Annotated in this window: 10 protein-coding genes; 5 read left to right on the plus strand and 5 right to left on the minus strand. The window is 74.5% G+C overall.

The annotated features are described in order from the left end of the window. Positions 1-221 precede the first annotated feature (221 nt). Complete coding sequence (locus tag BCD49_RS16965) at positions 222-941, plus strand: MBL fold metallo-hydrolase (RefSeq protein WP_007514310.1); 720 nt, start codon at positions 222-224, stop codon at positions 939-941. 9 nt (positions 942-950) lie between these two features. Here the strand turns inward: BCD49_RS16965 and BCD49_RS16970 are convergent, their stop codons facing one another. After that, the gene (locus tag BCD49_RS16970) at positions 951-2,828 is read right to left on the minus strand and encodes a helix-turn-helix domain-containing protein (protein ID WP_071041662.1); all 1,878 of its coding nucleotides are present in this window, start codon (positions 2,826-2,828) and stop codon (positions 951-953) included. 176 nt (positions 2,829-3,004) lie between these two features. On the opposite strand from BCD49_RS16970, the gene BCD49_RS16975 reads away from it, so the two are divergent. Beyond that, the gene (locus BCD49_RS16975) at positions 3,005-3,814 is read left to right on the plus strand and encodes an SDR family NAD(P)-dependent oxidoreductase (protein ID WP_007516119.1); all 810 of its coding nucleotides are present in this window, start codon (positions 3,005-3,007) and stop codon (positions 3,812-3,814) included. Positions 3,815-3,832: 18 nt separating this feature from the next. Here the strand turns inward: BCD49_RS16975 and BCD49_RS16980 are convergent, their stop codons facing one another. Continuing rightward, positions 3,833-4,768 (minus strand): hypothetical protein, encoded by a 936-nt coding sequence (locus BCD49_RS16980; RefSeq protein WP_027141251.1) that lies wholly within the window; start codon positions 4,766-4,768, stop codon positions 3,833-3,835. Between the two features lie 227 nt (positions 4,769-4,995). Then, on the minus strand, positions 4,996-6,042 hold the full coding sequence (locus BCD49_RS16985; protein ID WP_007516121.1) for an isopenicillin N synthase family dioxygenase: 1,047 nt from the start codon (positions 6,040-6,042) through the stop codon (positions 4,996-4,998). Positions 6,043-6,250: 208 nt separating this feature from the next. Between BCD49_RS16985 and BCD49_RS16990 the strand changes: the two genes are divergently transcribed. Further along, positions 6,251-6,667, plus strand: coding sequence for a VOC family protein (locus BCD49_RS16990; protein ID WP_007516122.1), 417 nt, complete (start codon positions 6,251-6,253; stop codon positions 6,665-6,667). Between the two features lie 10 nt (positions 6,668-6,677). Here the strand turns inward: BCD49_RS16990 and BCD49_RS16995 are convergent, their stop codons facing one another. Further along, on the minus strand, positions 6,678-9,173 hold the full coding sequence (locus BCD49_RS16995; protein ID WP_071041663.1) for a CoA transferase: 2,496 nt from the start codon (positions 9,171-9,173) through the stop codon (positions 6,678-6,680). A 213-nt stretch (positions 9,174-9,386) separates the two neighbouring features. Then, positions 9,387-9,884: a protein-tyrosine phosphatase family protein gene (locus tag BCD49_RS17000; protein ID WP_035931118.1), complete on the minus strand. Its 498-nt coding sequence runs from the start codon at positions 9,882-9,884 to the stop codon at positions 9,387-9,389. A gap of 431 nt (positions 9,885-10,315) precedes the next feature. Here BCD49_RS17000 and BCD49_RS17005 point away from each other — a divergent pair, with 431 nt between their 5' ends. Both BCD49_RS17005 and BCD49_RS17010 read left to right on the plus strand, forming a co-directional pair. Further along, positions 10,316-11,656, plus strand: coding sequence for a sensor histidine kinase (locus BCD49_RS17005; RefSeq protein ID WP_007516126.1), 1,341 nt, complete (start codon positions 10,316-10,318; stop codon positions 11,654-11,656). Positions 11,657-11,715: 59 nt separating this feature from the next. Further along, on the plus strand, positions 11,716-12,573 hold the full coding sequence (locus BCD49_RS17010; protein ID WP_232794357.1) for a DUF4097 family beta strand repeat-containing protein: 858 nt from the start codon (positions 11,716-11,718) through the stop codon (positions 12,571-12,573). Positions 12,574-12,718: the final 145 nt, after the last annotated feature.

The following is a 12,718-nucleotide window of genomic DNA, read 5'->3' on the forward strand; positions in this document are numbered from 1 at the left end:
GGCCCGCGGGGCGCGGGGCGCGGGACGCCGCCACCAGACCGGCCCGGGCCTCACACGCCGGCGTCAGAAACCTAGGGGGCCGGATAGGGGATCCACCCGACGCCTGACGGGCGCGGTCGGCGAGACAGTCACGGTGGCACACGGCGGACGTTCCGGGAGGGGGGGCGCCGCGAGCCAGCCGCGGGCACGAGACCCGCTGCCGCCGACAAGGAGGTCGCGCCATGGAAACCACGATCGACGAGATCGCACCGGACACGTTCCGGCTTTCGACCTGGGTCCCCGACGTCACGCCCGCCGGGTTCACGTTCAACCAGTTCCTGATCCGCGACGAGCAGCCGTTCCTGTTCCACACCGGGATGCGCGGGCTGTTCCCCCTGGTACACGCCGCGGTGACGAAGCTGGTGAAGCCGACAGACCTGCGCTGGGTCGGCTTCGGGCACGTCGAGGCCGACGAGTGCGGCGCGATGAACCACTGGCTCGCCGCCGCGCCGGACGCTCAGGTCGCGCACGGGGAGCTGGCCGTCATGGTGTCCGTCGACGACCTGGCCGACCGGCCGGCGCGGGCGTTCGCCGCCGACGAGGTGCTCGACACCGGCGGCCACCGGCTGCGGTTCCTGCCCACCCCGCACGTCCCGCACAACTGGGAGGCGGCGCTCTGGTACGACGAGACAACCCGGACGCTGCTCGCCGGCGACCTGTTCACCCATGTCGGCGACGGTCCGGCGCTGCTCGAGGACAGCGTGGTCGGCCCGGCGATGGAAGCCGAGGCCATCTTCCACTCCACCGCCGGCGGGCCAGGGCTGGTCCCGACGCTGCACCGGCTGGCCGATCTCGAGCCGACCACCCTCGCGCTGATGCACGGCTCCTCGTTCCGTGGCGACGGCGGCGCCGAGCTGCGCGCCCTCGCCACCGCCTACGCCGACGCCCTCGCCGCGGCCTGACGGAGGAGGTCAGGTCGAGGCGCCAGGAGGCGGGCCGTGGCGGGCCGCTTCCGCGAAGGCGGCGGCCTCGGCGCGGCCGCGCACACCCAGCTTGCCGAGGATCCGGCCCACGTGGTGCTCGGCGGTCTTGGGTGTGATGTAGAGCCGGGCGCCGATGTCGGCGTTGCTCAGACCCTGGCGGACGAGTTCCAGCACCTCACGCTCGCGCGCCGTCAGCGCCGCGAGCGCCGTCAGCAGCGAGTCCGGACGCCGCGCCGGGCCGCCGGCGGCCCGGCGGCCGGCCTGCCCAGCGGGACCGAGCGAGCGCAGCAGGGCGAGCGCCCGGTCCCTGCCGGGCGCGGCGCCTAGCCGTTCGAGGACGGCGAGCGCGAGCCCCGCGTCCACCGCCGCGTCGTCCGCCCGCCCGGCGGCGGCGTACGCGAGCGCGCACTCCAGGCCGGCGGTCGCCGCCAGCAGTGGCCGCTCGCCGCCGGCCAGCCGGGCCCGGGCGTCCTCGAACGCGGCGACGGCGCCGCCGTGGTCGCCTCGGCCGGCGAGCACCCGGCCGCGAGCGAGCGCCGCCCGAGCGGCGAGCACGCCGCCGTCCGCGGCGTGGGCCAGCTCGGCGAGCCGGCGCGCCGCGTCGTCCGCCGCGGCCAGGTCGCCGCGGGCCAGCTCGGCGCTCACCAGCAGGTCCAGCAACTCGCCGCCACGTACCCGGTCGCCGACGAACTCGCGCAGCCCGCGCCGCACGACGGCGGCGGCGACGTCGGCCTCGCCTCGGGCGAGGTGCACGGCGGCGCTCGGAGCCCGGGTCGTCGGCCGGTCGAGGTAGGGGACGATGAGCTCAGCGGCCTCGTCGACACGGCCCTGGGCGACCCGCATCGTCGCGAGCGCGGCGGCGGTGTCCGCGCGGTGGCCGTAGCCGGCCCACGCGCCGGCCGGCCCGAGGACCGCCAGCATCGCCTCCTCGGCCTCGGCCCAGCGGCCCGCGCCGCAGAGCAGCGAGCCGTAGGCCGCCTGGCAGTGGGCGTGCAGCACCCGCGGCCGGCCGCCGAAGCGGTCGAGCAGCGCGGTCCGGACCAGCTCGATCCACTCCTCGGCGCGAGCGAGGTCGCCGGCACGGTCGCAGGAGGACAGCAGCGAGCAGAAGCTGCGGCCGATCACGCCCGCGTCGCGCACCTCGCCGGCCGTGATCGCGACGAGCGCCTCGTCGAGGCGCGCGAAGCCATCCCGCGCCCGGCCGCGGCTGACGAGGGCCAGGCCGCTGYCAGCGAGCGCCCTCGTGTGCAGGTCGGGGTCGGCGAACTCGGCGGCGATCGCGAGGGCGCGCTCGGTGCCGCGCAGCAGGTCGTCGATGTCGGGCCGGTCGCAGGCTATCCGCGCGAGCTCCAGGTAGCCCCACTCCACGCACGGCCCGACCTGTTCGAGCACCCGCCGAGCGCGCGCTGCCCAGCCGTTGCCGACGGCCGGCTGGCCGAGCAGCCCGGCATACAGGTCGACGAGCTCGGTCGCGACCCGAGCCGCCGCGCGCGGCTCGCCGGCGTCGCGCAGCCCGCGGAAGGCGAGCTCCCACGCCCCGCGCGCCTCGTCGAGCCGGCCGTCGAGGTAGGCGAGCTGGCCCAGCAAGAGGTGCCCGGCCGGGTCGCCGACAAGCCTGGCGCGCCGGCGCGCCAGTTCCTCCGCCTCGGCGAAGGCGCCCCGCTCCAACGCGGCATACGCGTCACTTACGGCTGGCACGTCAGCCGATGCCGCCACCGCCCGGGCAACCGGTTGGACCTCGCCGGTCCGCGAGGCCGGGTCGACCGCGGTGGCTTCCTCGATCGTTACGCCCCGGGTGGCCCGGCTGGCGCCCTGGCCCATCACGGCCGGGTTGGCGCTTTGGCCCGTCGGCGAAGCCTTGACCACAATCCGATCATAGGACCGCCCGCCACGTCCGGCCGAGCCTCGCGACCCCCCGCCGGTTGGCGGCGGCCCGGCGATCCGGAGCACGGGCCGCAATGAGTGCGGGCGGCCGCGATCCGTGCTGGTATGAGGACGCTCGCGGCGGGGGTCAAGGGGCGTTCACAGAGACGAGGTTCGGCGTGGACACGGGTCTTCTGGGGCGGACGGCTGTCGTCACGGGCGGGAACTCCAACATCGGCCGGGGCATCGTGCTGGCGCTGGCTGCCGAAGGCGCGAACGTCGTGATCGCCGCGAGAGACGCGGCCGCGGGCGAGCGGGTGCGCGAGCAGGCCCTGGCCGCGGGCGCGAAGAACGCCGTGTTCCACTCCGTCGACGTCGTCGACCGCGCGCAGGTCGGCCGGATGGTGGTCGCGGTCGAGGAACGGTTCGGCGCGGTCGACCTGCTGGTGAACAACGTCGGCGGCAATGTCGCCTTCGCCTACTTCGTGGAGTCCGACCCGGACACCTGGCGCCGCGACATCGACCTGAACTTCACCAGCACCCTCAACTGCGCGCACGCCGTGCTGCCCGGCATGATCAACCGAGCCTCCGGGCGCATCATCAACATCGGGTCGACGGCGGGGCTGATCGGCGACCCGACGCTGGCCGTGTACTCGGCGATGAAGGGCGCGGTACACACGTTCACCAAGATCCTCGCCAAGGAGGTCGGGCCGCACGGGATCACCGTCAACGCCGTCGCCCCCTACGGCACGCTTCCCGACGACTGGGCGAACGACGTGAGCGCGGGCAGCCGCTGGCATGCCGACGGGGTCATCGCGAAACGGGCGAACGGCGGCGACTCGCCCAGCATCGGGCGCCGTACGGTCCTCGAACGGCAGACCGCGACACCCCGGGAGATCGCCGCCGCGGTCGTCTACCTGGCCTCCGACGCGGCCGCCTTCGTCACCGGCCAGATCCTCGCCGTCGAGGGCGGCACCCTCCTGGCCTGACAGGCGCAGGTCCGTACGTCAGGCGCATTCCTGTCGTCGAGCGCGTCCGGGCTGTTCGCGGATGACGTCGTCGATGGTGGTGGCGGTGATCGCGCGGCGGAACCACGTGTCAAGCTGGTCCAGGTCCGTACAGGAGTGGACCCGCCCGCGGACATCGTCGGGGACATTTATCCCGCGCTCCTCGAGCACGGTCAGGAGCATTCGCCCCGCGCCGAGAGCCTCACCCTCGGCCCTGCCTTCTGATTTGCCCTCGGCGTGAGCGCGAGCGGCGGTCTCGCCGAGCAGCTTGCTGCGGTACGGGCGACCAAGGGCGCTGTTCACATACATCTCCCACCGATCCCAGAGCGTCGCTGGCAGCCCAGCCAGAACGATCTCATGATACAAGGGCCTCTTCTTCGGGCCGAGCGCCCGCAGCGCCTCCGCGAGAGCGGGAAAGGCCGCCTCGATGTCGGCGTCCCCGCCGTGGCAGAGAACGGAGAACAGAGCCAGCGCCGGCTCGGCTCGCGCTCGCTCGATCTCGACCACCAACGGCACATCGCCCGGCGTGAACAGAAGCGGGCGCAGGTGCAGGCTTACACCGTCCGACTCGAACAGGTCCCGGTAACGGCGGGCCACCGTCGGGCCGGGGCAGTAGACCAGCAGCGCGGCATTGATCTCCAGCTCTGCCTCCAGGTGCGCCACGTAGGTCTTCCAGGTCCAGCGCTTGCCCGGGTCCCAGTCACGCTGGACCTCCAGCACCACCGACAGCAGTGACCTGTCGGTGGCATCGCACAGCAGCGTCATCCCGTCGGCGCGATAGGTGCTGGGAACCAGCTTCCGGACCTCGGTCGGCTGCGATCGGGCGTGGTGATAGTCCACCACCTTGACGTCGAAGAGCTTCTCCAGCAGCCAGACGAGGACCTCCGGATTCCGCTCGGCCAGCTCCAGCGGCGACTCATGTTCCCCACTCGGCATGCCGCCAACCATAAAGAGTATCGACAGGAAACGGCAAACACGGGATATGCCGCCTAAATCAATTCCGCCTTCTGCGGCGACTTACGCTCACCTATTCTTTCCCTGGCGAGAAAACAGCGCGACGAGCCTCCAACGAGCTTTCCCCGCGGAGGATTCAGGTTGGTGGTTCTCTGCGACGTCGCGTCGTCAAGGAAGCGGAAAGCCGCTGCTTGCGACCGGAAACCGGGTCACGGGGTTACCGCGTCGGTTCGGTCGCCCAGCGTCGAGGTGGCTGTGGTCGGGCGGTGCAGCCGCGGCGCGACGAGCTTCGCGGTCAGGTGCTCGCCCGCGACGACCGGCGGGTAACGCGGCGGGTCGTCCGGCCCGGTACACGTGGGCAGGCACTCGACGACGGCGTCGTGGTTGCCGTCGTGGAAGAACGCGATCGAACGGCGCCGGGTCGCGCGGCCGGCCACCGGCGCGGGCAGCACCACCCGGTGCACAGTCGAGCGCCAGCGGTCGTTGGTCCACTGGGCGAGCAGGTCGCCCAGGTTCACCAGCAGCCCGCCCGGCCCCGGGACGACCGAGTGCCAGACGCCGTCGGGGCCGACGATCTCCAGGCCGGGCACCCGGTCGCCGTAGAGGACGGTGAGGATTCCGTAGTCGGTGTGCGCGCCCATCCGGGCCGGCTCCCCGGGTTCGCCGGCGTCCGGGCGGGCGGCGGTCACGTAGCTCAGCGCGCGCAGGGTCTCGGTCGAGTGGTCGGTGAACGGGGCGAAGTAGCCCTCGGGAAGCCCGAGCGCGACGGCGAAGATCTCGGCGAGCCGGCGGGCGAGCCGGGCGACGGCGCCGAAGTAGGCGGTCAGTGCCGGGCGCAGCGCCGGAACCTCGTCCGGCCACAGGTTCGCGGCGAAGACGCCGTCGCGCTCGCGCTCGTAGACCGGGTCGCCGGCGGGCCAGCCCTCCGGGCCGGTGTTGAACGCCTCGAACGTGTCCGGACCGGCGTCGACGCCGAGGCTGTAGGCCAGCGACTCGGCGCGCGGCGGGCTGTAACCCCGGTTCGTCATGACGTCGGCGGGGACATAGCGCAGTTTCAGGCTCGCGGGCAGCGCCCAGAAGGTGTCGAGCGCGGCCAGCGCCGCCTCGATCGTCGCCGGCTCGATGCCGTGCCCGACGATCTCGAGGAAGCCGACCCGCCGACAGCCGTCGTCGACCTCGGCGGCGATCTCCCGGCGGCGGTCGGCGCCGCCGGCACGCCATCCGGACAGGTCGACCAGCGGGACCAGACCGGCCATCCGCACACCTCCGTCGTCCGGTCACCATCGCCTGCCGACGAAGGCGAATATAGGCAGGAAGACGCGGTCAGGCCTGGAGAAGTGGCCACCGTCGCGGTGGGTGACAGCCGTCCGAAGGCATGGCACGGGCAGGGCGCGGACCGGACACGGACGGGGCGACGAACCTAGGCTGGGGCCGCGGGGACAGGGCGTTCAGGGAGGCAGCCGCGTGACCAGCAGCGCCAGTACGGCCACCGCCGTCGACGAACCGTTCACGGGCCTCGTCGGTCTCCATCACCTGCAGCTGGCGATCCCCGCCGGCGCGGAGGATGCCTGCCGGGCGTTCTGGGCCGGGCTCCTCGGCCTCTCCGAGGTGCCGAAGCCACCGCCGCTGGCCGCCCGCGGTGGTGCCTGGTTCCGCGGCACGGGCTTCGAGCTGCACGTCGGCGTCGACCCGGCCTTCACCCCCGCGACCAAGGGCCACCCGGCGATCCTCGTCGGCGACCTCGACGCGCTCGCCGAGCGGCTGGCCGCCGCGGGCGTCGCGGTGACCTGGTCGCACGACTTCCCCGGTCACCGCCACTTCTACAGCCCCGACCCGGTCGGCAACCGGATCGAGTTCATCTCCCCCGACCCGGCGTCCTAGCCGCGGCCGGTCAGCCGCCGCCCGCGCGGGACGACGGCGGGGCCGGTGGACCGTAGGGGGAGCCCTCGGGGACGTCACGCAGGTCGATGTCCGCGACCGTCCTCGCCGCGAACAGGGCCTCGACCTCGGCGGGCGGGCAGCCGAGCTCGGCGAGGATCTCGCGGGTGTCGTGGCCGACGAGCACGGAACGCGACGGCGGGCGGCCCGCGTCGCGGCTCCAGGTGCCATAGCCGCGGACGACGTGGAACCGGCCGAACCGGGGGTCGTCGATGAGATGGGTGAAGCCGTTCGCGCCGAGGTGCTCGTCGGTCACGTGGTCATCCCCCATGACGGCGCGGACGGCGGGAACGCCACGCGCCGCGAGCTCGGCCGCGGCCGTCCGGACCGTCCGCGCCGCGAACGCCGCGGCGACGGCGTCGACGAGCTCGTCGGCCTCGAGGACCCCGTCGCCGCCGAGGGCCCCGAGGGCGGCGAGCAGGTCGCGGGTCCGCGCCGCGGTCACCGCGGCGACGGCGATCCAACCGTCGGCGCACCGGTAGTAGCGGTGCCCGCCGGTGGGGCCGGGGAAGTTGGTGGCGCCGCGGGCCGGCTCGGGGCGGCTGGCGAACTCGGTGAGCTCGGGCGCCTGCAGGTAGGTCGCCGTGTTCGCCAGGCTCAGGCTGAGCCGCTGGCCCGCGCCGTCGCGGTCGCGGGCGTAGAGCGCGGCGAGCACCCCGAGGGCGCCGAGCACGCCGGTGCCGGTGTCGTTGAGCGGGATCGGGGTGAGCACCGGGTCACCGTCCCCGCCCTGCGCGTCGGCGAGGCCGGACAGGCCCTGGAACACCGGGTCGAAGCCGGGCGCGCTGGCATAGGCGCTGGCGTGGCCGTACGCGGAGACGCTGCAGCGCACCAGGTCGGGCCGCGCCGCTGCGATCCGCTCGGGTGGGAGGCCGAGCTTCTCCAGCCGCCCGGGCCGCATGTTCTCGACGAGGACATCCGCGCTGGCGAGCAGCCGCAGCAGCAGGTCCGCGCCGCCGGGGCGGGCGATGTCGAGCGCCAGGTCGCGCTTGTGCTGGCTCGCGACCAGCACCGACATCGGGAACGCGCGGAACGGGTCGCCGTCCGGTGGCTCGACCTTGATGACGTCCGCGCCCCAGTCGGCCAGGACCTCCCCGATCAGGGGTCCCGCGAGGTAGGAGGACAGGTCGACGATGGTGACGCCGCGCAGCGGCAGGTCCGCGCCGTCGCCGGCGGCCGGCTCGCCCCCGCGGGTGCCGGTGGCACCACCGGCGGCAGGCGTCTCGGCGGCGGACGTCTCGGCGGCGGACGTCTCGGCGGCGGACGTCTCAGGGGCCCGCCAGAGCTCGTCGTCGGGGCCGAGATCCAGGCCGGTGACGGCGAAGGCGCCGGGGGTCGCGGGGGTGCCGCCCAGGTCGACCGGGAAGCCGGGCATCCTGACGGTGCCCAGCGCGGGGTGCTGGCGCTGGACGAAGCTCCGGTTGGCCTCGGTGATGTCGCGGTCGGCCCATTCGGCGCGGGTCGCGATCGGCGCGCAGGGCACGTCGGCGGACGCGAACAGGTCGAGCCACTCACGCAGCGRCCGCTTGCGGAACTCCTTCTCCAGCTCGTCGGCGACCAGCTGGCCGCCCTCGTCGTACACGAGGACCTTGTTCCAGTCGCCGTCGACGCCTGGGAGCACGAGGACGTCCATCCGGTCCATGGCGTCCAGGGCACGGAAGAAGATCTCCGGTACGAGCGCGGCCAGGTAGAGCCAGCGGCCGTCGCCGGCCTGGTAGATACGCCAGAACGGAACGCCCCGGCCCGAGCGGTTGCCCTTGACAACCGGCTGGTCGAGGCCGACCTGCGTCATCATGCCCAGCTGGGCGGCGGCGGCGTGCAGCCCGCTGACGGTGACGGCATGCCCGCGGCCGCCCTCCCGGCGCCGGCCGAGCAGCGCGGCGACGGCCGCGGCGGCGGCGAGGGCGCCGTGCAGCTGGACGATCGTCGCGGCGACGGGAGCGACGGGGCAGTCGCGCGTCGCGGGGTTGCGGGCCGCGGCCCCRCCGAGGCCGGCGAGCAGCAGCGGGTCCTCGGCGACCTCGCGCCATTCGCCGTGCTCGCCGTAGGGCGGCAGCCACACCTGGTTCAGCCCCGGGTGCCGCTCGGCGAGGGTCGCGGCGTCAAGTCCCAGCTCGGCCAGCCGGCCGGGGGTGTGGTCGACGATCAGCACGTCCGCCCCGCCGGCCAGCCGGGCGACGTCCTCGGCGGTCATCCGGGCGACGCGCTTGCCCCGGTCCCACAGCAGCCCCGCGGCCAGCTCGTCGGGCTCGGCCGGCTTGTCGGCCAGCGTCGAGCCGGGTGGAGCCGCGAACCGTGCCCTGACCACGTCGGCCCCAAGGTCCGCGAGCAGCATCCCCGCGACCCGGCCGGCCCGGGTCACCGAGGCCTCGAGGACCCGGACCCCGGCTAACGCGGGAAGCCGATCACCCGCCTGTGCCTCGCCGGCCGCCCCAGCTCCAGCCGCCATGCGCCCCACCGCCTCACGACTCGTGCCCACCCGGAGCGGCGCCGGCTCCACCAGGCACGGCCGCCGGCACCCGCGTCGTCCCCTGTCGTATCAGCGAACCGCCTGACCGGCATCAAAAGGCGTCGCCCGTCCCCCGCTCCGGGCCATCCGACCCCAACGCGCGCGCCCACGAGCCGCCGCGAGTTCGCCGCCGCGACGCGGCCTCCGGGCCGCTCAGGACTGGCCTTCGTCGGACTGGCCTTCGTCGCCTTCCAGGGCGGCGAACCAGCCGACCCAGCGGCGCTGGCCCGGGGTCTCGACAGCGCGAGGGCGGTAGTGACGCCGGGTCCAGGCCACGGCGTCGGTCGCCGGGTGGCCGGCGAGGATCGCCATGCAGGCCAGCACGGTGCCGGTCCGGCCGGTGCCGCCGCCGCAGGCGACCTCCACCCGCTGCCCAGCGCGGGCGAGCGCGTACGCCTGCCTGATCGCCACGGCCGCCGCCCGGGGGTCGCGCGGCGTCCGGAAGTCCGGCCAGTCGAGCCACGCCGCCGCCCACGCCGGCTCCTGCTCGACGGCTCGGCGCGCCGACGCCCGCCGCGGCAGCCCCCGCGACCGTCCGAGATAGAGCCCGAACTCGGGGAGTGGCCCGCCCGGCAGTCCCTCCCTGCGCCCGCGGCCTCGGATGTACGTGCCATCCGGGAGTTGGATGGCTCCGGTCAGTCGCGAGGTCACACCCGTAGTGTGCCTGCCGGTCACGCACCGCCGTCGCGGGGTGGTCAGTATGCGGGCTAACCGGGTCACTTCCGCCACGTCTCCGGGCCCACACCGCGCCCGCCGCCCTGCTGACCGGACAGGCATCGTCTCCGCTCCGCGTCCGGGGAAGCGGGCGGGACGGCGGTGACCCGGAGGCTCGTGGGTGAGGTTTTCCCCAGTACGGATTGGTGGGTCTGCGCGGTCGTGCGGCCGGGCACGGCGATCTACGGTCGAGACGACGTTCCGGCTGACGGGACGGACGGCGCGCGCTGGACGCGCGCCGGCGACGACAGATAGCGGGACGCGAACGATATGACGACGCGACGACTCCCCCGGCGGGCGCAGCCCCGCGCGGGCACGGACAGGCCGGCCTCGGCGGCCTCCGAGCCGGGGACCGGCGGGTGGGCCCGATGACCGGCCCGGCCGGCGGCGGCCTCGAGGCCGGGCCACGCCCCCCGGGGGCTCCCGTGCATGCCCTGGCCGCCGCGCTGCGCGCGACCTACTCGCGGCGCAACTGGCTGGCGACGGTGTTCACCGCGCAGACGTTGCTCTTCGGGACGGTCACGTTCGCCGTGACGCTCGCGTTCGGCATCGCCGGCGTGTCGTCCTCGTTCTTCATCGTCATCGGGCTGCCGCTGCTGTGGGTGGCGCTGGCCGCCGCCCACCAGTTCGCGCGGTTCGAGTCGTGGCGGTACCAGGCCTACCTGGGCGAACGGCTGCGCCTGCGGGCGAAGCCGGTGCCCGCGGGAACGCCGGCCGGGAGGATCGGGCGGGCCTGGTCGCGGATGTGGGCCCGGATGTCGGCCGGCGGCAGCTGGCTGGAGCTCCTGTGGGCGCTGATCGTGCTGCCGGTGCTCGGCTGGGCTGGCGGCTGGATCGTCGCTACCGCCTGGGGCGGAGGTCTCGCGTTCCTGCTGTTCCCGGCCTACGGGCACCTCCTCGGCAACGGCGGACGGCTGGTCGGGCTGGACCTCGGCTACGGCGGTTCCGTCGCCGTGCACGTGGTGGTCGGCGTCGTCGCGCTCCTCGCCGCGCCGTGGCTCGCCCGCGGGCTCGCCGCCCTGCAGCTGGCGATCGGGCGCAGGATGCTCTCGCCCAGTGAGACCGCCGCGCTGACCCAGCGGGTGGCGGACCTGGAGTCCAGCCGCGCCGGCATCGTCTCGGCCACGGCCGCCGAGCGCCGCCGGATCGAGCGCGACCTGCACGACGGCGCGCAGCAGCGGCTGGTGAGCGTCGCGATGACGCTCGGCCGGGCGCAGGAAAGGTTCACCGAGGACCCTCAGGGAGCGCACGAGCTCGTCACCGAGGCGCACGCCGAGACCAAGCGCGCCCTCGTCGAGTTGCGTGACCTCGCCCGCGGCCTGCACCCGGCGGTGCTCACCGACCGGGGCCTGGACGCCGCGCTCGCCGGCCTCGCCGCCCGCTGCCCGATTCCGGTGACGCTCGAGGTCGACGTGACGCCGCGGCCGTCGGCCGAGGTGGAGGCGGTCGCCTACTTCTTCGTCGCCGAGGCGCTGACGAACGTGGCCCGCCACGCGGACGCCGCGTCCGCGCGGATCACGGCGCGCCGGGTCGACGGCCGACTGGCGGTCGAGGTCAGCGACGACGGCCACGGCGGGGCGAACGAGCGCGGCGGCACCGGCCTGTCGGGGCTGCGCGACCGGGCCCTCGCGGTCGACGGCACCCTCTCGGTACGCAGCTCCCCCGGCGAAGGCACGACCCTGCGACTGGACCTGCCATGCCAGAACTGAACCAGCCCGAGCCAGTCCCCACGCCGGCCACCCGGCCCGCCTCCGAGGGAGACCGCACGATGGCCGCCACGGCCGACCCGACGTCCACCGCCACGGCCACCCCCACGCCAGCGCCAGCGCCAGCGGCCTCGCACCGCGGCGCCCGCGGCACGCTGCTCGTCGTCGGGGCGCTGCTCGCCGTCGCGCTGGCGATCGGCGCCGGTCTGCAGGCCGTCAACCTGACCACCGGGCAGGAACGGCGCGACGAGCACGTCACCCTGCCTGCGTCGGTCGACCGGCTGGAGGTGCGGGCGTCGTCCGGCAACCTCACCCTCACCGCCGCCGCGGGCGACCAGGCGGTCGTCGACGCCAGGCTCTCCGGCACGGTCCACCCGCCCGCCCTGAAGGTCGACATCGACGGGCACACGGCTCGGGTGCACACCGACTGCTCCTGGCAACTGCTGCTCAGCTGCGACGCCACGCTGCGGCTGGCCGTCCCGGCGGGGGTGACCGTCGTGGCGCGATCCTCGTCCGGCGACGTCCGGGCGGTCGGCCTGACCGGTTCGATCGATCTGCACACCTCGTCGGGCAACGTGGTTGCCGACGGCTGTTCCGGCACGGCCAGGCTGACCACGTCGTCCGGCGACGTGCGCGCCACCCGCCTGCGCGCCCAGACCGTGTACGCGCACTCGTCGTCGGGGGACGTGACCGTCAACCTCACCGTCGCGCCGACGGACGTGGAGGCCGCGACGTCGTCCGGCGACGTCCGGGTAACCGTGCCATCCGGTTCGGAGACGTATGACGCGACCGCGCACACCTCGTCCGGGAGCGACTCGGTCCGGGTCGCCGCCGACCCGCGGTCATCCCGCCGGATCGAGGTGAGATCCAGCTCCGGCGACGTCTCCATCCGCTACGCGGGCGCCGATGAGGCGTCGTAGCGGGTGCGGATCAGACCCAAAGGCCCGAGGTGTCGTACAGCGGACACCGCGGCGGTGATCGGGCCCGGTGAGCAGGGGCACTACGATCGCCGGTATCGCACGGCGGTCGCCGATGCCGAGCCGAAATACGCAATAACCGCTGCCA

This window comes from Pseudofrankia sp. EUN1h (assembly GCF_001854645.1).
Lineage (GTDB): Bacteria > Actinomycetota > Actinomycetes > Frankiales > Frankiaceae > Pseudofrankia > Pseudofrankia saprophytica.